The sequence below is a fragment of the Faecalibacterium sp. AM43-5AT genome, from assembly GCF_003603345.1.
Classification (GTDB): Bacteria; Bacillota; Clostridia; order Oscillospirales; family Ruminococcaceae; genus Faecalibacterium; species Faecalibacterium taiwanense.
This window is the reverse complement of record NZ_QVGZ01000015.1, coordinates 15,659-36,130: the sequence shown is the minus strand read 5'-3', so window position 1 is coordinate 36,130 and position 20,472 is coordinate 15,659. Positions and strand designations below refer to the sequence as shown.

Annotated in this window: 15 protein-coding genes, 1 tRNA gene and 1 pseudogene; 9 read left to right on the top strand and 8 right to left on the bottom strand. The window is 55.9% G+C overall.

Features of this window, described 5'->3' with window-relative positions; translation table 11 throughout:
- From DW937_RS13405 to greA, 5 genes and pseudogenes are all read right to left on the bottom strand, one after another.
- Positions 1–237 (bottom strand): annotated as a pseudogene (locus tag DW937_RS13405) (restriction endonuclease subunit S); the annotation flags it as partial.
- Positions 238–417: 180 nt separating this feature from the next.
- Complete coding sequence (locus DW937_RS13400; RefSeq protein WP_243111489.1) at positions 418–1,743, bottom strand: class I SAM-dependent DNA methyltransferase; 1,326 nt, start codon at positions 1,741–1,743, stop codon at positions 418–420.
- 2 nt (positions 1,744–1,745) lie between these two features.
- Positions 1,746–4,124, bottom strand: a complete 2,379-nt coding sequence (locus tag DW937_RS13395) for a DEAD/DEAH box helicase family protein (RefSeq protein WP_120121305.1) — start codon at positions 4,122–4,124, stop codon at positions 1,746–1,748.
- Positions 4,125–4,493: 369 nt separating this feature from the next.
- The gene (gene lysS / locus DW937_RS13390) at positions 4,494–6,005 is read right to left on the bottom strand and encodes a lysine--tRNA ligase (protein ID WP_120121303.1); all 1,512 of its coding nucleotides are present in this window, start codon (positions 6,003–6,005) and stop codon (positions 4,494–4,496) included.
- A 25-nt stretch (positions 6,006–6,030) separates the two neighbouring features.
- Positions 6,031–6,516: a transcription elongation factor GreA gene (gene greA, locus DW937_RS13385; protein WP_005945007.1), complete on the bottom strand. Its 486-nt coding sequence runs from the start codon at positions 6,514–6,516 to the stop codon at positions 6,031–6,033.
- Between the two features lie 137 nt (positions 6,517–6,653).
- Between greA and DW937_RS14955 the strand changes: the two genes are divergently transcribed.
- Together DW937_RS14955 and DW937_RS13375 are read left to right on the top strand one after the other, a co-directional pair.
- Positions 6,654–6,800 (top strand): hypothetical protein, encoded by a 147-nt coding sequence (locus DW937_RS14955; protein WP_165852940.1) that lies wholly within the window; start codon positions 6,654–6,656, stop codon positions 6,798–6,800.
- Between the two features lie 74 nt (positions 6,801–6,874).
- On the top strand, positions 6,875–8,662 hold the full coding sequence (locus DW937_RS13375) for a carbohydrate-binding domain-containing protein (RefSeq protein WP_120121300.1): 1,788 nt from the start codon (positions 6,875–6,877) through the stop codon (positions 8,660–8,662).
- 533 nt (positions 8,663–9,195) lie between these two features.
- On the opposite strand, the gene DW937_RS13370 is transcribed toward DW937_RS13375, so the two are convergent.
- Positions 9,196–11,280: an elongation factor G gene (locus DW937_RS13370; RefSeq protein ID WP_118526849.1), complete on the bottom strand. Its 2,085-nt coding sequence runs from the start codon at positions 11,278–11,280 to the stop codon at positions 9,196–9,198.
- A gap of 243 nt (positions 11,281–11,523) precedes the next feature.
- Between DW937_RS13370 and DW937_RS13365 the strand changes: the two genes are divergently transcribed.
- A complete protein-coding gene (locus tag DW937_RS13365) occupies positions 11,524–12,003 on the top strand; it encodes a dCMP deaminase family protein (protein WP_120121298.1) in 480 nt (159 codons plus the stop codon).
- A 389-nt stretch (positions 12,004–12,392) separates the two neighbouring features.
- Positions 12,393–13,391: an ornithine carbamoyltransferase gene (argF, locus tag DW937_RS13360; RefSeq protein WP_097777271.1), complete on the top strand. Its 999-nt coding sequence runs from the start codon at positions 12,393–12,395 to the stop codon at positions 13,389–13,391.
- A gap of 56 nt (positions 13,392–13,447) precedes the next feature.
- Here the strand turns inward: argF and DW937_RS13355 are convergent, their stop codons facing one another.
- Positions 13,448–14,008, bottom strand: a complete 561-nt coding sequence (locus tag DW937_RS13355; protein WP_097777272.1) for a biotin transporter BioY — start codon at positions 14,006–14,008, stop codon at positions 13,448–13,450.
- A 285-nt stretch (positions 14,009–14,293) separates the two neighbouring features.
- Here DW937_RS13355 and DW937_RS13350 point away from each other — a divergent pair, with 285 nt between their 5' ends.
- The 4 genes from DW937_RS13350 to DW937_RS13335 all read left to right on the top strand — a co-directional run bounded on the left by DW937_RS13350 (position 14,294) and on the right by DW937_RS13335 (position 16,772).
- A complete protein-coding gene (locus DW937_RS13350) occupies positions 14,294–14,869 on the top strand; it encodes a hypothetical protein (RefSeq protein ID WP_243111488.1) in 576 nt (191 codons plus the stop codon).
- A 122-nt stretch (positions 14,870–14,991) separates the two neighbouring features.
- Positions 14,992–15,483 carry a sigma-70 family RNA polymerase sigma factor gene (locus tag DW937_RS13345; protein ID WP_044954130.1) on the top strand — a complete coding sequence of 164 codons (492 nt, stop codon included), beginning with the start codon at positions 14,992–14,994 and terminating at the stop codon, positions 15,481–15,483.
- The gene (locus DW937_RS13340) at positions 15,470–16,609 is read left to right on the top strand and encodes a DUF4349 domain-containing protein (RefSeq protein ID WP_120121296.1); all 1,140 of its coding nucleotides are present in this window, start codon (positions 15,470–15,472) and stop codon (positions 16,607–16,609) included. The genes DW937_RS13345 and DW937_RS13340 overlap by 14 nt, the downstream gene beginning before the upstream one ends.
- Before the next feature lie 86 nt (positions 16,610–16,695).
- A tRNA-Met gene (locus DW937_RS13335) sits at positions 16,696–16,772 on the top strand.
- 126 nt (positions 16,773–16,898) lie between these two features.
- Here DW937_RS13335 and DW937_RS13330 read toward each other — a convergent pair.
- Entirely contained in the window at positions 16,899–17,789 is an 891-nt protein-coding gene (locus tag DW937_RS13330) for a LysR family transcriptional regulator (protein ID WP_133300983.1), read from the bottom strand.
- Positions 17,790–18,020: 231 nt separating this feature from the next.
- Here DW937_RS13330 and DW937_RS13325 point away from each other — a divergent pair, with 231 nt between their 5' ends.
- Positions 18,021–20,330, top strand: a complete 2,310-nt coding sequence (locus DW937_RS13325) for an FAD-binding protein (protein ID WP_120020362.1) — start codon at positions 18,021–18,023, stop codon at positions 20,328–20,330.
- The last annotated feature ends 142 nt before the right edge of the window (positions 20,331–20,472 follow it).

The window sequence follows — 20,472 nt, the reverse complement described above, 5'->3', positions numbered from 1 at the left end:
TGCAATGCAGACAGGCTCATTTTTTCCAATCTTCTCATAAGGCAAATTATCGGCTCCACGGAAGATGATAGAAGGATTCTTTTCCTTTTTGATTTTGCCTTCTTTAATAAGCTGCTCTTTTTCAGCACGGATACGTTCCAGCAGTACAGATGCAGGCTCATCATTGGGGTCTTGCGGAACAAGTTTGCCCTGCACTGCCATTTGCAAAATAGAGTTTTTCAGTTGCTGTCCTGTCATTTTTTCTTCCTTATCTATGTAGCTCAGTCCTGTGCATCAAGGTCAATGCCTAGAATCTCCGTGATCTGAGCAAGGATTCGGTCAATGTCTGCGTTCAGGCTGGCGCGCTTCTCCTGATACTGCTGAATCAACTCTTTGGGCGGTAAGATTTCCTCTTCCTCATGCGGATAGCCACACAAGTCAATAATTATAGTTGCGGTCTTTGATCTCCTGCACGGTGTACTTTTTGGACTTGTCAAACCCGTCCAGCTGAATTTCTTTGCGGTCACTCCACCATTCTACCGCAGGAGCAAAGTGTTCCAGCTTCATGGGCTTGGTCTTGCTGAAATGCTTGTAGCCTTCCGGCATATCCAGACGATAGAACCAGGTTTCTTCTGTCGGGCCAGTATGGTCAAAGAACAAAATGTTGGTCGTAATCGACGTATATGGGGAGAACACACTGCCCGGCATACGGATGATGGTATGGACATTGAACTCAGAGAACAGTTTCGTTTTGATCGCTACTTTGGCATTGTCTGTGCCGAACAGAAAACCATCCGGCAGAATGACAGCTGCACGGCCATTTTCTTTCAGCCGATACATAATGACGGACATGAACAGGTCTGCTGTTTCGCTGCTGGCAAGGTCAGCCGGGAAATGGTTTTTAACATCGTTTTTCTCAGAACCACCATAGGGAGGGTTCATTAAGATAACGTCTACCTGATCGTCCTCAGTATAATCCAGAACATCCCGAAGCAATGTGTTATCATGGAACACTTGCGGCACATCCAAGTCATGCAGCAGCATATTGGTGATGCAAAGCATATATGGAAACTGCTTCTTTTCAATGCCGTATATGGAGTTTGCATACAGGGCTTCATCCTCTATTGTCTTGACCTTTTTATGCAGAGCTTTCAGCCAGCTGGTGATAAAACCGCCTGTGCCGCAGGCAAAATCGGCCATCTTCTCACCGATTTGTGGGTCGATCATCTGCGCCATAAAATCAGTCACGGCGCGCGGCGTATAAAATTCACCTGCAGAGCCAGCACTTTGCAGCTCTTTTAGAATAGTTTCGTAAATTTCCCCAAACGCATGACTTTCTGCATAATCACTCAGGTCAAGCTCATCGATCACATTGATAACTTGTCGGAGCAAAACACCATCTTTCATATAGTTGTTGGCATCTGCAAAGGTAGTCTGCACGATTGCTTTTTTGATGGGCGTAGAAGCGTCCACAGGTAACTTTTTCAAGGTGGGGAACAGCGTATTGTTGACAAATTCCAACAGTGTGTCGCCCGTTATGCCCTTACCATTTTCATCGTGCGCCCAGCTACGCCAGCGGCAGGGTTCAGGAATAATCGACTGATAATCTTTTTCGTTCCACTCCCAGTCATCCTCTTTGGCATCGTACACTTTCAAAAAGAGCATCCATGCAATTTGCTCAATGCGCTGCGCATCACCGTTGATACCTGCATCGTTCCGCATAATATCGCGGACGCGCTTCACAAAATTCGATAAATTTCCCATTGTTATGCAATTTCTCCTTCATAGATTGCCTGTTCCAGTTCCTTAACAGCTTTCAGATACCCGTCTTTCCCGCCAAAGTAAGAGGCAATCTTTTGAGGCTTGCCCATTTTCAGGAACGGGTCAAGCCGCAGAATTTCCGTCTTCTCAATCTCATAAATGCCAGTATTCATATACTTGTCCAGAAGTGCCTCCAGAACATCTCTTGCTGCACCGCTGTATTTGCCTAGAAAGTCGCGTTTTTTGACATTTTCTGCTCGTTCTCTGCGCGTCAAAGGCTTTTTATCAAACGCAACATGGCAGATAAAGTCAAAGTCATCCACATCCGTCATGTTCTGATCGGCCTTTAGTGCTTCAAGGTCAATGCCATGCTCCAGAAGAAGTTCCCGGATTTTTTCTTTCTTTTCCTCAGCAGACCACTGACGGATAAAATTGTCCAGCGAAGCGTACGAGCCACGGATATTCTCTTTTGTGTAGTCAATAATGCTTTCCTGCCGGAGAAGCTTTCCGCCTGCATCATAAATAGAAACCGTTTTGTAGATGATCTCCACCCGGCAGCCATCTTTATCAACGATTGGTTTGGGTTTCTTGGGGTCTGGCGACGTGGGAGGGTCAGATGTTCCTGCGCCCTTTTTCGGTACGGGCTTATCGTTCTCTTTTTCGGGATCGAAGTCTTCGTTCATTTCAATCGGGCCATCCCAATCCGGGTCGGCAAAAAGGCGGCTCACATTTCGGAAGTCCATCACAACAAAATGGGTCTTGCCTTCTTTTTCGCGCAGACGGGTTCCACGGCCAATGATCTGCTTAAACTCTGTCATAGAGCCAATCATTTCATCCAAGACAATCAGCTTTGTCATCTTGCAATCCGAACCCGTGGAGAGCAGCTTGGAAGTAGTTGCAATGACCGGGTATTTTTCTCGAACAGAGATAAAATAATCCAGCTTGCTCTTTCCATAAGTATCACTGCCTGTAATGCGAACAACATAATCGGGATTCTGCTTCATCATGTCGGCATTTTGGTTTGCCAACGCCATCCGCATACGCTCTGCTGCTTCTTCGGTTGGGCAAAATACGATGGTCTTAGCCATGCGGTCAGTGCTTTTCAAGTATCGCGTGATTTCAGCAGCAACTTGATTGATACGATCCTCTATAATAATGTTGTAGTCGTAATCGCTATTTGTATAAATGCGATCTTCGATTTCGTTTCCGTAAATATCGCGCTGGCCCTTGCGAGGACGCCATCCCTCGCCGATGTCCGTCATGACATTGATTACCTTGAAAGGTGCAAGGAAACCATCCTCAATTCCTTCTTTCAGGCTGTAAGTATAGATTGGTTCGCCAAAATAATCGATGTTAGAAACATATTTGGTTTCTTTTGGCGTAGCAGTCATGCCGATTTGCGTGGCAGAAGAAAAGTATTCCAGAATTTTGCGCCAATTACTTTCTTTCTTCGCAGAGCCTCGGTGACACTCATCGACAATAATCAGGTCAAAGAAATCCGGGCTAAAGAGCTGTGACAGCTTATCGAGTGCATTCTCGGCGTTCTCATCCTGTTCTTCATTCTTTCCTGCAAGCTGCTGATAGAGAGAAAAATAAACCTCATAAGAAGTAATCGTGCGAGGATCGTCCTTAGAAAAATTCACCTTGTGAATGACCTTTTCCAACGGCGCAAAGTCCTGCTGGATAGACTGGTCAACAAGATTGTTACGGTCTGCAAGATAAAGAATCTTTTTCTTTAAGCCACTTTTGAGCAGACGATACACAATTTGAAACGCCGTATAAGTTTTACCTGTACCAGTTGCCATTACCAACAAAAGCCGATTCTGCCCTCTTGCAATCGCGTCCAACGTGCGGTTGATGGCAATGCGCTGGTAATAGCGCGGCGGGTAAGTGTTTTGGCTGCTATAATACGGTTGTGCAATCATTTTCTCCTGTACATCCGTCAGACCAGTTCCATTGTTTGCGCCTGCTTTGTACCGCTCAACCAACTCTTTTTCCGTTGGAAATTCGTCAAGGCCAAAGGTGCGCTCTTTACCTGTCAAAAAGTCATGCTCCGCAAAACCATCCCCATTTGAGCTAAAGGCAAACGGAACATCCAACATCTGCGCATAAATCATAGCTTGCTGCAATCCATGGGAAACCGTATGATTGTTGTCTTTTGCTTCAACAATGGCAATCGGATTATTCGCGCTCAGGTAAAGCACATAGTCTGCACGTTTCGGCTTTTCACGGGCCACAACGTTACCTTTGAGGTTGATACGGCCATCCGTGATTTTTGTTTCCAGCGTGATGTGCTGGTTATCCCATTTTGCCGTGATTGCGGGTGTGATGTAATGGAACTTAATATCTTCTTCGGACATTTGACTCTTTGAAAGCACCGCCATACAGACAACCTCCTGCATTGTAGAATCCTGAAAACTTCCAGATAATCAATATTATCGGAAGTTTTATGCCGCAACGACCTTTAAGGTTAAACTACTCCAATATTACTATACCACGACTTGATTCGGTGGACAACAAGACATATCAGTATTTTTTCGAAATGCTCTTAATATCTTCCAAACACGAAAAGCACCCCTGCCAATCTATGTGTCATCGCACATTTCATTGGCAGGGGTGCTTGTGTTTATTGTAGGCTGCTTTCCGTTTTACTGATGCAAATTATCAAATTTGGTGGTAAGTTGGTGGTAAATCCACGTTGTTCCAGTATCGAACGCCACGATTTCAAACGAAGCAAAGCCAATTTTTACGTTTTATTGCTCAATCGGCTTCATCGTGGGGAACAGCAGCACATCGCGGATGGAGGCGCTGTCGGTGAGCAGCATCACCAGACGGTCCACGCCGAAGCCCAGACCGCCCGTGGGGGGCAGGCCATACTCCAGTGCGTTCACGTAGTCGTAGTCCACCTGTGCCTTGCAGTCGGGCTCGATGGCCTTGCGCTCGGCCACCTGACGCTCGAAGCGGCCCTTCTGGTCGATGGGGTCGTTCAGCTCGCTGAAGGCGTTGCCGTACTCGGTGCAGTCGATGAAATACTCAAAGCGCTCAGTGAAGGCGGGGTCGTCCGGCTTGCGCTTTGCCAGCGGGCTGATCTCCACAGGGTAATCGTAGATGAAGGTGGGCTGGATCAGCTTGTCCTCCACGAAGGCATCGAAGAACTCGGCCAGAATGGAACCCTTGGTGGGCACCTCGGGCAGCTCCACGTGGTGCTCCTTGGCGGCGGCGATGGCATCCTCGTCGGACTTCCAGTCGTTGAAGTCTACGCCGGAATACTTCTTGACGGCCTCGATCATGGTCAGGCGCTCCCAGTGGCCCATGTCGATCTGCTTGCCCTGATAGGGGATGACCATGCTGCCGCAGATCTTCTGGGCAAGGCGCTTGTACAGCTCCTCCACCAGATCCATCATGCCGTGGAAGTCGGTGAAGGCCTGATACAGCTCGATGCTGGTGAACTCCGGGTTGTGCTTGGGGTCCATGCCCTCGTTGCGGAAGATGCGGCCCACCTCGTACACGCGGTCCATACCGCCCACGATCAGACGCTTGAGGTACAGCTCGGTCTCGATGCGCAGCACCATATCCATGTTCAGGCTGTTGTGATGGGTGTAGAAGGGGCGGGCAGAGGCACCGATCTCGAAGGGGGTCAGGATGGGGGTGTCCACTTCGAGGAAGCCCTTCTCGTCCAGATAGGCGCGGATCTCCTTCAGGATCTGGCTGCGCTTCACGAAGGTGTCCTTCACCTCGGGGTTGGCGATCAGGTCCACGTAGCGCTGACGGTAACGCATCTCGGTGTCGGTCAGGCCGTGGAACTTCTCGGGCAGGGGACGCAGGCTCTTGGCCAGCAGGGTCAGCTCGGTGGCACGGACGCTCAGCTCGCCGGTCTTGGTGCGGAACACCTCGCCCTTCACGCCGATAATATCGCCCACGTCCAGCTTTTTGAAGGCGGCGTAAGGCTCTTCGCCCAGCTCATCGCGGCGGACGTACAGCTGAATGTCGCCCTTATCGTCCCGCAGGTGGGCAAAGCTTGCCTTACCCATTACGCGCTTGGACATCATGCGGCCTGCCAGCGCCACGGTCTTGCCGCTGTCGGTCTCGTTGGGCAGGTCGGCAAACTCGGCCTTCAGGTCGGCAGAGTAGGCATCCTGCGGGTACTTGGTCAGGGTGAAGGGGTCGTGGCCTGCAGCCTGCAGGTCGGCCAGCTTCTGGCGGCGCACCTGCACCTGCTCGCTCTCGGACAGGCCCTGCGCCGGATTCTTCTTTTGTTCTTCCATGGTTTCTCCTATTCGTTTAGCCTGCTCAGCCTGCAGCGTGGGTAATGTTCAGCACGGTGTACTCCACGGTGTGGCCGGTGGGCAGCAGCACTTCGGCCTTGTCGCCCACAGCCTTGCCCAGCAGAGCGTGGCCCACGGGACTTTCGTCGCTGATCTTGCCGTTCAGGGGGTCGGCTTCGGTGCGGCCCACAATGTCGTACTCCTCGTTCTCGTCCTCGCCGGTCATGAGGATGGTGACGTGGGTGCCCACAGAGACATTGTCCACGCTCAGCTCGCTCTCATCAATGATGACGGCGTTCTTGATCATCTGCTCCAGTTCGGTGATGCGGTTCTCCACCAGACCCTGCGTATTCTTGGCCTCGTCGTACTCGCTGTTCTCGGAAAGGTCGCCGTGGCTGCGTGCCTCCTTGATCTCTTCGGCCAGCTCCTTGCGGCGCACCGTTTTGAGGTATTCCAGTTCCTCCTGCATTGCCTTCAGACCGGCAGCGGACATCTTGATCTCTTGTGCCATTTGAGAATCTCTCCTTGTCTATTTGTTTTGCACAGCCGCAAAGCCGCACAATAATGCCATTTTGACTACATTATTATAATAGCAGGCGGCTGCTTTGTCAACAAAAAAGGCGGTGCTGGGGAGGAAATCCTGCCGGAATGCGCGCCGTCGGCGCGCAGATGATGTGCCTGCGCAATGATGTGCCGCTGGCGCGGCAAAGGCTGACCCGCCCGAGAAGTGATACTTTTGACGATTCACGCGCTTTTCAGGGCGATTCACGCAGGGTTGCTTCCAAAATCCGGTAAAGTGTGAGATAATCAAGGTACAGTAATACATACCCCCCCCCGTAAAAATACGAGGGGAAAAGGAGGAATTCTATATGAAACTGCGCAAACTTGCAAGACAGCTGGCCGCAGCGGCGGTGGCAGGGGCCATGACCCTGAGCCTGTGCATGCCCGCGCTGGCCGAAACGTGGGATATGTCCAACACGGAGAAATACCCCAACGGCAAAGGCTCGTGGATCTCCGTGTACCGCTATGCGGACATCGACGACCACCCCGAGCTCAACGGCCAGTTTTTGGAGATCTGGAATAGCAGCGACAAGCCAGACCCAATCAAGGAAAAAGACGAAGCCCCTGTTCTTTCGGGCAGCTTCGAAACGCTTGATTTGAACGGTTATGACGGCACCACGGTCTATGCCACGCTGCAGGATGCCCATATAGAATACAACGCCGATTCAAGTCCCACCCTTACTACGTCTGGCAATGTCGAGCTCACCCTGAGCGGCAACAACACGGTCAAGCACACCTACGACACAAGGACGGCCATCGACATTGACGACGACGGCGGTTGGAACAACCGCACCCCGGGGCTGCTCACCATCAAGGGCAACGGAAGCCTGACGGCCGAGGCACCGTCCAGCGGCATCCGGATCGATAACGGCACGCTGGATGTGACAGACGGCACCGTGAACGCGACCGCTGCGGATAACGGCATCTATGCCCTAGGCAACACCGTACAGGTAAGCGGCGGCACCCTGTGCGCAACTGCCACCGGCGAACACAGTACCGGCATCGAAGCCAGCCATAACGGCCAAGTAACGGTGAGCGGCGGCAAGCTGACGGCCAGCGGCGGCGGCTTTGGCATCGCTGCGGGCCAGCTGGAGATGAGCGGCGGTACCCTGAATGCCAGTGCCAAAGAAACCGTCGCCATTACAGGTTCAAGCATTACGGTAAACGGCGGTGTGCTGAATCTGGAAGACAATAAGGCATCCATTGGCATCCTTTCCAAAGATCTCAACGTAACGAATGGCTGGCTGACGGCAAAGGACCAGACCGTGTCCGCGAACAACATAACGGTTTCCGGCGGCGTTATGGAAGCAGGCGCGCTCAACTGTAGCCAGCTCAACGTCAGCGGCGGCTGGGTGGAAGCCGACACGCTGAAGCCGAGGGAGAATGAAGCCAGCAGCTGCACGGTCAACCTCAGCGGCGGCAACGTAAAGCTGAAAAGCGTGCCCGACAGCAGCTTCACTGTCAACTTCTCCGAACGGGCACGGCTGACCATTACAGAGCCCGTCTCTGAAAGCGATGTCAGCGCACTGGTCGAGGCTTTCAAGAAAAGCGATCTGTACACCACCGCCTACCTGCGCTACAAGCCCACTGACTACAACGCCATCCCGGATGATGTCGGCTGGGACGGCATCTACGTGGTGTATCAGGGCACCCAGAGGGACCCTGACCCGAACCTTGCCGCAGACGACAATGACAAGCCCCTGCTGCCCAGCGACATTGTCGAGATCGGCGCGGCACCTGAAGGCGACGCAGGCGGTGCCATTGCCGCCGTAGTCCTTGGCAGCGCAGCCGTGTGGGGCGGCTACGAGGTGGTGACCCGGGTGATCCTGAATGAACTACTGCCCGAGGGTGCAGCCATCCCCGCAAACCGCGGCCAGCTGGCATTGCTGGTGTGGAACAATGCAGGCAGGCCCGAACCCGCCGCACAGCCCGCGTTTGCGGATGTGGCCGACGCTGACATGGCAAAGGCTGCACAGTGGTGCGTGGAGCAGGGCATCATGGAAGCCAAGAGCGCAGACACCTTCAAGCCCGAAGGCTGGACACCGAAGTTCAACGTGATCGAAACCTGGAATAAGGCATTCCCCAAGGCAAAGTAAATTGTAAATTTTCTCGTACATCCTTGACTTTTGCGCCAAAGTGCATATAGTAGAGATAGATAAGGTGATGAGAACTTATCCATAGGGTTCATGCAATGAACAAAGCAAAGCCCCCCGGTAGTCGGAATACCGGGGGGCTTCGTGTTTAGTGCTTACTGCCCTTGCACATCAGGCTGTCAAGCCACTTGCAGAGATAGTATGCAACGACCTCTGCTGCAACAGTCTGGAAAAAGGTGATGAAATTTTCCACAAGGTTCACCTCCTTTCCGCGACAGGGGGATCGGAGAAGGGCCGCAGGCCCGGTATAACATAAGTTTCGACGCAATACAACAAAAAAGCCCTCCCGGAGCTCCTACTCCGAGGGGGCTTTTTGCCCGCAAAAACCCCCGCTGACAGAGGGAAAAGTGTCAACGGGGGTCGGGGTGATGTCGTATTTCGGTGGGAACTCCTTCAGTCAGAACCTGACGGCTCTGACAGCTCCCTCGGTGAGGGGGCTGTCTGCGCAGCAGACTGGGGAAGTTGACGTTTGCCGTTTAATCGTCTGCGCTCTCGTCCAGATTGCCCAGCTTCTTGGCCTGCTCCACAACGGCAGGCACCAGCATCTCGGGCAGAACCTCGTAGCGGGCAAACTCGGTGGTGAACCAGCCGCGGCCCTGCGTGGTCTGCCGGATGAAGGTGGTAAAGTTTGCAAGCTCTGCCAGCGGCACTTCAGCGATGATGGTCTGCAGGCCGTCCTCGTCCGGCTCCATGCCCAGCACGCGGCCGCGGCGCTTGGTCACATCGCCCATGATATCGCCGGTGTTGTCGTTCGGCACATGAGCCTTCAGGGTGTGGATGGGTTCCAGAATGACCGGGCCGGCCTCCGGCATAGCGGCCTTGTAAGCCAGCTTTGCGGCCATAATAAAGGCCATCTCGGAGCTGTCCACCGGGTGGTAGCTGCCGTCCAGCAGGGTGGCTTTCAGGCCCACCACGGGGTAGCCTGCAAGCACGCCCTTTTCGGCGGCAAGGCGCACGCCCTTTTCAACAGCCGGGAAGAAGTTCTTGGGCACGCTGCCGCCGAACACCTTCTCCTCAAACACGACCTGTTCGCTGTCGCAGGGCTCAAAGTTGATGATGACATCGCCGAACTGGCCGTGGCCGCCGGTCTGCTTCTTATGACGGCCCTGCTTCTGGCAGGCCTTGCGGATGGACTCGCGGTAGGCGATGCGGGGTGCTTCCAGCCCGATCTCCACGCCGAACTTGTTCTTGAGCTTGGCCTTCACCACGTCCAGATGCTGCTCGCCCAGACCGCCGATCACCTGCTGATGGGTCTCGGCGTTGTTCTCGTAGCTCAGGGTGGGGTCTTCTTCCATCAGGCGGGCCAGCGCGCTGCTGATCTTGCCCTCGTCGCCCTTCTTGGCCACAGTGACGGCCATGAACAGGCTGGGCTTGGGGAACACGGGGGCGGGCAGCTTGACCACGCGCTCAGCGTCGCACAGGGTGTCGCCGGTCTTGGCGCTCACCAGCTTTGCCACTGCGCCGATGTCACCGGCAATGATGCCGTCGGAGTCCACCTGCTTTTTGCCAATGACGGTGAGGGGCTTGGAGATCTTCTCCACATCGCCGGTGCGGGCGTTGGTGAGGGGTTCGCCTGCAGTCACCTTGCCGCTGACCACGCGCAGGTAGCTCAGCTTGCCCACGAACGGGTCGGCCACGGTCTTGAACACGTAGGCGGCGGTAGGCTCTGCTTCGGTGCAGTGCAGCTCCACCGGCTCACCGGCGGCATCCTCGGCCAGCACAGCAGCGTCATGCTCCGGGCTGGGCAGGAGCTTGTGCATGTTGAACAGCAGCATATCCAGTGCCTGCTGGTTCACGGCGCTGCCGCAGAACACGGGGGTGATCAGGCCGTCCTTGACGCCCTTGCGCATGCCTTCCACGATCTCCTCGGTGGTGAAGGCTTCGCCGCCGAAGAACTTTTCCATCAGCTCATCGTCGGTCTCGGCAATGGCTTCGCTCATGGCCTCGATCAGGCCCTGAAAACGGTGGCCGATGTCCGGCAGGTCCACCTGGATCTGCTTGCCGCCCTCGTACTTGAAAGCCTTCTGGCTGAACAGGTTGATGTACACGGGGGTGCCGTCGTCCAGCTTGGCGGGCACCACACAGGGGCAGATGGTGGAGCCGAACTTGATCTTCATATCCTCAAGGATCTTGAAGTAGTTGGCATTCTCCAGATCGCACTTGGAGACGAACACCATGGTAGCCTTGCCATTCTTGCGGGCCAGCTGGAACGCCTTTTCCGCACCCACAGTCACGCCGCTGCGGCCGGACACCACCACCAGTACGCTCTCGGCGGCACGGATACCCTCGTACTCACCGGCCTCGAAGTCGAACAGGCCCGGCGCATCGATCAGGTTGTACTTGATGCCCTCGTACTCCACCGGCACTACAGATGCCGACAGGCTGGCCTTGCGCTTTGCTTCCTCGGGGTCAAAGTCCGAAACAGTAGTGCCGTCCTCAACACGGCCCATACGCTCGGCAGCGCCCGAAAAATAGACCAGCGCCTCGGTGAGCGTGGTCTTGCCGCTGCCGGCATGCCCGGCAATCAGGATATTGCGGATGTTGTTGCTTGCGTATTTCATATCGGTTTTTCCCTCATTTCCGCCGCACGGAGCATTCTCTCCGCTTTTGTGGCATATTTTACAAAGATAATACCACACTTAAAATGATTTTTAAATATTTCGTTTGAAAATTCTGACGAATCAAGCGCCAAACTTCGGGGCAAGGTTTTGTGCAAGTTGCACGGCAGTGCCAAAGTTTATTGTAAAACCCACAGCGATACGCTATAATAAAAGGCAGAATACAGGCACAAGGAGCATACCAAAATGAAACGTACCGATTACATCAACTGGAATGAATATTTCATGGGCATTGCGCTGCTCACGGCCATGCGCTCCAAGGACCCCAACAGTCAGGTGGGCGCGTGCATCGTCAGCTCGGAAAACAAAATTCTGTCCTTGGGCTACAACGGTATGCCCATTGGCTGCAGCGACGACGAGATGCCCTGGGAGCGGGAGGGCGCACCGCTGGACACCAAGTATATGTACGTGTGCCACGCCGAGCTGAACGCCATCCTCAACAGCGCCCACAATAACCTGAAAGGTGCGCGGGTGTACGTGACGCTGTTCCCCTGCAACGAGTGCACCAAGGCCATCATCCAGTCGGGCATTGCCGAGGTGGTGTACTACGGCGACAAGTACCACGACAGCGATTCAAGCGTGGCGGCGCGGTTCATGTTCAAAAAGGCCGGCGTGAAGCTGACTGCCTATCAGTCCACCGGACGGAAGGCAGAGCTGGAGCTGTGAACTTTTTTCATAGCATCTTGACTTTTGTGTGGGATTGCATATACTAAGGGTAGGAAGTTGGTTAGAACATTCCATTGTATCCACGCACAAAAAAGAGCCCTCTCAGAGTTGCAGCTCCGAGAGGGTTCTTTTTGTGCTTACTTGCCCTTGCGGTGACTCTCAAGCCACTTGCACAGGAAGTGTGCAGCTACCTGTGCTACGACAGCCACCAGAAAATTGGTTAGAATGGTGTCCATGGTATCCACCCCCTTCTGTTGCCAGAATGGAGAAGGGCAGCACAGCCAGTATAGCATATCCGACAGGGTATTGCAATTTTTTCAGAATCCCAGTATAATATATAATATAAGTATAAATATACAATGAAATTTGCATAGAGAGGGAAATATACAATGAGTTTGAAGAACCGCAGCTTTTTGAAGCTATTGGACTACACCCCTGCCGAGATCGAAGAACTGCTGGACCTTGCCGCAGACCTGAAGGCAAAAAAGAAGGCCGGCATCCGCCACAATGACCAGCTGGCAGGCAAGAATATCGCCCTGATCTTTGAAAAGACCTCCACCCGCACCCGTTGCAGCTTCGAGGTCGCTGCCCACGATTTGGGCATGGAAGTGACCTACCTTGACCCGTCCGGCAGCCAGATCGGCAAGAAGGAGTCCATCGCCGACACTGCCCGTGTGCTGGGCCGCATGTTCGATGGCATCGAGTACCGCGGCTACGGCCAGCAGATCGTGGAAGACCTTGCCCACTACGCCGGTGTGCCGGTGTGGAACGGCCTGACCAACGAGTTCCATCCCACCCAGATCCTGGCCGACTTCCTCACCATCCGGGAGCACTTTGGCCATCTGAAGGGCATCAACTTCGTTTACTTCGGCGATGCCCGCTACAACATGGGCAACAGCCTGATGGTGGGCTGCGCCAAGATGGGCCTGAACTTCACCGCCTGTGCACCCAAGAAGTACCAGCCGGACGCTGCCCTCGTGGCCGAGTGCCAGAAGATCGCTGCCGAGACCGGTGCCACTCTCACCTTTGAGGAGGACCCCGCCAAGGCCGCCAAGGGTGCCGACGTGCTGTACACCGATGTGTGGGTGTCCATGGGTGAGCCGGTGGAGGTGTGGGCTGAGCGCATCAACGACCTTGCCGCCTACCAGATCAACCAGCAGCTGATGGACATTGCAGGCCCGCACGCTGTGTTCATGCACTGCCTGCCCGCCTTCCACGACCACAAGACCACCGTGGGCAAGGAGATGGGCGAGCGCTTTGGCCGCGATGCCATGGAAGTGACCGATGAAGTGTTTGAAGGCCCCCAGAGCATCGTGTTTGACGAAGCCGAGAACCGGATGCACACCATCAAGGCCGTGATGGCTGCGACCCTTGGCTATGTAAAATAACGGATCACAAATAAAAAAGGGAGGCTGCGTTTGCAGTCTCCCTTTTGCTTTGCCTGTTAGGCTTCCTTCAGCTTCAGCACGCCAGCCTGTACCAGACGCTTGCGCAGCAGTGCACCCACGATGCAGCTCACCACGATCTTGGCGAGGTCCAGCGCAATGAACGGGTACACGCACACCGAAAGCGCATAGCCCAGCTCGCACTGCATCTGGAACACGAACCATGCGGTGCCCAGCACGTAGCAGGCGGCATCGCCCAGCACAAGGCCGATGCCGGAAATCACCGGCTGGCCCTTGCTCTTTTCGATGAACAGACCGCCGATGAAGGCCAGCAGCAGGTAGCCCACCAGATAGCCGCCGGTGGGGCCTGCCAGCTTGGCAATGCCCGCGCCGTAGCCGGAGAACACTGGCACGCCCACAAGGCCGATGAGCAGGTACACCGCCACGCTCAAAGTGCCGAACTTGGGGCCGAGCAGCCATACGGTCAGGCAGATGACAAAATTTGACAGCGAAATGGGAACGGCCCCGATGGGCACGCTCAGCGGGCCAAGCACGCACAGCGCGGCGGCCATCAGCGCAGTGACAGCCATCTGATAGGTGGTCAGTTTTTTGTTTTTCATAGAATAGAATTCCCCTCTGTTAAAAATTTACAAGGCATCTGTGGCCGAGTATAACGCGGCAGAGGGAAGACGGTCAACAATGAAGTTGCAGCAGGGTTTACAATAGGGCGTGTTGTAATGCGTCGTAGAATATGGTAAGATGATAACAAAAAAAGATTGACCGCCCTGCTTCCAAACTGTGCGGTCAATCTTTTTGACAAACGGGATGGAAAGCTGCCCCTTGCAGTCAGCGCCCCTTCTATGTTTAGAATACCGCATCAGCGTTATTTATCAAGGAGGTTCCCCATGGGTGGAGGACATGTTTCGCGGCCGGACTTCGGGATGCCGCAGCCGGACCCGGCCTACCCACTGACCGAGTTCTACCTGCTTTTGCAGCACGCACTGGACAAAGCGGGCCGCTTTGCGCTGCCTGCGCTGTATGCCCGCGTGCAGGCACCGGCCCGGCACATCTATCTGGACGAGGCGCGGGAATATTTGAGCCTTTCGCCTGCCGGGCGGGAGGGGGATATCCGCCTGCTGGCCGAGGGCAGTCTGCAGCTGCTGTACAGCACCCTGCACGTCCAGCCGGACGGCACGCCTGCAGCCCTGCTGCTCACCGAGGAGTGCACCCGCGCCACGGTGGCGGTGCAGCTGCTGCCGCCCTTTGTGTGGGAGGACCCGCTGCCGCCGCTGCCGGACACCCCTGCGGCGCTGACGCTGCAGCTGACCATGCAGGATGTAATGCAGGCCGATACCGACCCGGCAGCGCTGGGCAGAAAGCTGGCTGGCACAGCGGCGAACAAGCGCTGGCTGCACCATCCGAAGGCCGAGACCTTCCTTGCAGAGCGGGTGGCCCTGCTGCAGAGAGTATATAAAAGGTGATTTTCATAAATTTTTCCAGCAATGCAATCTTCGGGGGCGTTCAGCCGTGTATAGGGTGAATGTCCCCCGTGGAATACGAATTCCACCAGCCCTGTACAGGCGGTAAAGGAGAGCTTGAAACTATGGGACAGCTGACCAGAAACGAAGTATTTACGCTGGCAGTGCAGAAATACAGCGATGCTGTTTACCGCGCTGCCATACACAACAGCCGATGCACAGCCGATGCCGAGGACGTGGTGCAGGATGTCTACGAGAAGCTCCTGCATTATAATGGTACGTTTGAGAGTGAGGAGCACCTCAAGGCGTGGCTGCTGCGGGTGGCCATCAACCGCTGCCGGGACCTGACCCGCGCAGCCCATCAGAAGGACACCGAGCTGGACGAGAACCTGCCCGCGCCCGATGCGTTTGAGGACGGCAGTGTGCTGGACGCAGTGCGCGCCCTGCCGGAAAACTACCGCAATGCCATCTATCTGCATTACTACGAGGGGTACACGGCGGCGGAGATCGGCCGGATGATGGGCGCACCATCCAACACGGTGCTGAGCTGGCTGCGGCGTGCCCGGGCGCAGTTACATACGATGCTGAAGGAGGAGATCGAAGATGAGGTGGTATGAGTACAAGATGGAGACGGACGACCTCTACGCCCCGGACGATCTGAAGGCAAAGCTGCTGGCCATGACAGACCAGTTGACCGAAGAAGAAAAGGCCCAGCCCATGATGAAAACCGATGCACCGGTACCGGCTCAGTCCGCCCCGGTGCAGCCGAAGAAGAAACTGATCCGCTTCCCCGCAAAGCGGGTGGGCGCACTGGCGGCCTGCCTTGCTGTGTGCGTGGTAGGCTATGGTGCTTTTGCCACCGGACAAATCGGCCTTGGCGCAAAGAGCAGCAGCCCGGCGGTCTATTATTCTGCGGACAGCACTGCGGCGGTGATGGCGGCAGGCGGCGCGGACCGTGCCGCTGTGGACAGCCCCATGGCAGCCGATTACAGTCTGAACACCATGGCGCTGGAAAGCGGCGCAGACAACAGCACCGCTGTTTATTCGGAGGACGACGCGACAGCAGCGGCCCACAGCACCGACCACGCAAAGATCATCTACACCGCGAACCTCAGTCTGGAAAGCAAGGACTACGACGCAGCCCGCGCTGCGCTGGATGCTGCCCTTGCTGAAGCGGGCGGCTATCTGGAATCCAGCAGTGAATACTCGGATGCCGGTGACAGCCGCAGCGTCAGCCTGACCTACCGGGTGCCGCAGCAGAACTACGAGAACTTTCTTGCCGCCGTGGCCGAAGCAGGCAACGTGACCTACAAAAACCAGCAGGCCGACGACGTGACCGCCCAGTACATGGACGTGGAGACCCGGCTTGAAAATCTCAAGAACCAGCGAACCCGCCTGCAGCAGCTGCAGCAGCAGGCCGACAACCTCTCCGACCTGCTTGAGATCGAGTCCAGCCTGACGGATGTGCAGAGCCAGATCGAGAGCTGGCAGAGCCAGATGGACTGGTACAACGATCAGGTGGAAGAGTGCACCGTGTGCGTGAGCCTGAGCGAGGTGAGCACCTACTCGCCGCCCAGCGAGGGCTTCGGCAGCCGCTTTGTCAGCGCCCTTTCCGCTGGCTGGCAGAACTTTGTGGATGGCCTGCAGCAGGTCATCGTTGCCCTTGCCGGTGCATGGCCGGTGGTGGTGATCGCAGCCGCCGCCTGCGCAGGGTTTGTGGTTTGGAAAAAGAAGAAAAAATAAATCAAAAAAATACTTGACATCCGCCCGCCCTTGTGGTATTATACTTGAGCAGTCAGCGAGAACCGCTGAGAGCACAAAGTAAATATCGCGGGGTGGAGCAGTCTGGTAGCTCGTCGGGCTCATAACCCGAAGGTCGTTGGTTCAAATCCGGCCCCCGCAACCACCAAGCGTTCTGAGATATCTCAGAACGCTTTTTGTTGTCTGTATCCGATACGAAGAAGGGGCTGCGCTCGTTCAATGATGGCGGCAAAATCGTACTGCGCAGCGGTGCTTCTTCTATATTTACCGTTTACAACCTGCCGTCCTCCACGGCACGGGCGTGCTCGGCGAGAGCAAGGGCCTTTAGTGTCTGGATCTCGGGCCGGGTGTCGCCCCGGCGGGTGAACAGGCAGGTGGGCATGGGCGGGAAGGGGAACATGAGGGCATGGAACCACTCTCTCGGGGAGCCATGCCCCCGCACCGGACTGAAGAACAGGCACTTGCCTGCCAGCATCCGAACATACTCCTTCTCGAAGCTGGGCACCATCAGCCAGCGCATAGGCACTTCCTCCATGCAGCGGCGAACGATGGAGACAAAAACGGCATCGCAGCTCTCAAAGCAGACGGTCTGCCCGGTGAGCTGCGGCGGTGTGAGGAAGCTTTCGGCACTGAGGGGGTTGTTGGGGCTTGCCAGCAGGTAGCACCGGGTATCGAACAGGCTCATCACGTCCACGGCACTGCCCACCGGCTCAGCAAGCAGCTGCACCAGCGCATCCACGCCGCTTTGCAGTACTTCCTCCGGCGGGCGGAAGGTGGAGTCGGTGACGACTTCCAGATCGCAGTCCGGCAGCTCCCGGCTCAGAGCCAGCAGCAGGTCGTGATAGAGCGGGTCGCGTGCGGCCATGGTGGCGGGTACCTGCAGCACCAGCTTTTCCCGCTGGCGCTGCCCGGCCGCAAGAGCAGCCTGAAAAGCCTCGTAGCCTTTGCGGGTGCTCTGGGCAAACTCGGCAAACAGCTGGCCGGCCTGCGTTGGCTCCACCCGGCAGGTGGTGCGCACGAACAGCGGGGTGCCAAGCTCCTCCTCCAACGTGCGGATCTGGTAGCTCAGCGTGGGCTGGGTGAGGAACAGCTGCCGTGCGGCGACAGAAAAGTTCAGTGTTTCGTACAGCGCCAGAAAGCAGCGCAGCTGGCGGTCGGTCACAGCAGAAGCCTCCCTTCGGGCAAAAGTGATACGCCAATTGTAACAGCGGGCCGGGAAAAGGTCAAGATAACTGATAGAAAAACTGAATAACTGCAAACGGGAAAATTGAATTTCTCTTTTGGTAAAGATTTAATTATAATGAATATCGTCAAAAAAACATCAAACTGTGTCCTGTGCAGCAAAATGTTTTGAGAAAAGAAGACAAGAAGAGAAAAGAAAGGGTTCCGCACTATGAACAAGATCTCGCGCAGAAACTTCATCCGCGCATCGGCTCTCAGCGCTCTGGGCGCTGCCGCTGCAGGCGCACTGTCCGGCTGCTCCAACAGCGCAAGCAGTGCTGTTGCTTCCTCTGCAGCAGGCAGTGCCGCTGCTTCCGAAGCACCGGCTGCTGCCGCTTCCACCATTACCTGGGACGACATCTTTGCCACCAGCTACTGCCAGTCCAACCGCGGCTCCAACCCGGATGCCAAGGCTCCCGAAACTCCTGAGGAGTACATCGAGCAGAAGGGAAACGGCGACATCATGGGTTCCATGATGGTGGGCATGGTCGATCCTCTGAACATTCCGGAAGAGCAGTTCATGAACAACAAGCCCGCATGGCTGGGCGACGAGCCGCAGCTGGCCGATAAGGTGGAGTACACCAAGGACTGCGAGGTCCTGGTCATCGGTGCTGGTCAGGCTGGTACTGCCGCTGCCCTGCGCTGTGCAGAAGAGGGTCTGGACACCATCTGCTGCGAGGTGCAGACCTGGGAAGAGTACGACAACTACGCCTGCGACCTGACCACCTACAACTCCAAGTTCTTCCTGGACAAGGGTGCCGAGAAGTACGACCCCATGGACATCTTCACCGAGTACATGGTCAAGGCTCTGGGCCACGCAAACCAGAAGATCGTCAAGGATTACGCCACCCGTTCCGGCGAAGCTCTGGACTGGATGCTGGCTGAGCTGGATCCCGACTATGTTGCAAAGTACGCTCACGCTGTGAACTACAAGGGCAACAAGCACTTTCAGAACCCCTGCAGCCACAGCTACTACTACGTTGGCATGACCCAGTGGCGTGATACCGGCACCGAGACCAACACCAACAACAACATGTGGCCGTATACCGTGCGACTGCTGCAGCAGAAGGCTGTGGAGAAGGGCTGTGAGTACATCTACGGCGCTCAGGGCCTGACCCTCGTACACGACAATGGCAAGGTCACCGGTGCCATCTTCACCGATATCGACGGCAAGTACTTCCAGGTCAACGCCGACGCTGTCATCGTGGCAGCAGGCGACTTTGGAGGCAACCCGGACATGCGTCTGGACCTGTGCGATACCCTGCGCAATCTGGCATGGTCTTACGGCAAGGACCGCACCGATGTGAACAACGTTTCTTCCATGGGCCGTGATGGCTCCGGCATCCGTATGATGATGTGGGCAGGCGCTACCATGGAGGCAGGCCCCCGTGCAGGTCAGGCAGCCGGCATCAACAGCCGTCCGTCCTTCCCCTTCGGCGGCATCTGGCCCATCTTTGGCAACGACGGCAAGCGTTTCTTCAATGAGACCATCACCCGCCACGGCTCCGTGGGCTATCTGGATATGATGCCCGAAGGCCAGAAGATGGTCTGCGTCACCGACTCCAACTGGGATGCATACTGCGAGTATCAGGCCTACGACCATCAGGCCATGGATCGCAGCAACGAGTACATGCTGGAGAAGGTCCGCAAGGATATGGCCAACTACAAGACCGGCCCCGACGGCTTCTCCGTGCAGGCATTTGCCCGCTACGGCAACGACCCCACCACCCTGTATGCTGCCGACACTCTGGAAGAGCTGGCCGACATCATGGGCTATGAGGGTGACGCAAAGCAGGGCTTCCTGGACGAAGTGAAGCACTGGAACGAGATGTGCGATGCCGGTTACGACTCCGACTGGGGCGCAGACGCATCCATGATGCACTTCAAGATCCAGGATCCTCCCTTCTTCGCAGCTTCTGCCGTTACCGGCGGCAACCCCTCCGGCGGCCTGTGCCAGCATGCTGCTGTCTGCACTGACGGTGAGTACCGCGTTCTGACCGGTGCCAAGGCACCCATCCCCGGCCTGTACGCTGTCGGCAACTGCTGCGGCCAGCGCTACGGTGTGCAGTACCACACCCCCACCGCAGGCAACAGCTGTGGCAGTGCATTCGTGACCGGTTACCTGGCTGCTGAGTATGTCAAGAACGATCTGGACAACGGCATTGGCGGCGAGAACTCTGCCGAGGAGCGTACCACCAACGGCAAATACTATGCCGGTACCTACACCTCCTCCAAGAACTCCAGCTACAGCACCGTCACCGTTACCATGACCTTCAGCGAGGATGCCATCACCGACTGCAAGATCACCTCTTCCGGCAACGAGGACCTGATGAAGGACGACCTGCGCTCCAGCATGGCAGCTGCCGTTGTGGAGAGCCAGGGCGATACCAGCGTGGATGCCATCACCTCTTCCACTCTGAGCTTCTCTGTCAAGGCTGTGCAGGAGGCTGTGGCCGACTGCATCGCACAGGCAAAGGCATAATTTCTCTTGCCAAACGGGCTGCTGTCCGATAGAATAAAGCTGTCGGTGCCGCAAGCCCATCCTAAACGGTTTTTTCTTTCTTCTCGGTGCCGCGCCGGGGCAGGGCAAACCTCTGCTTCCGGTGCGGCATTGCTGTTGACGG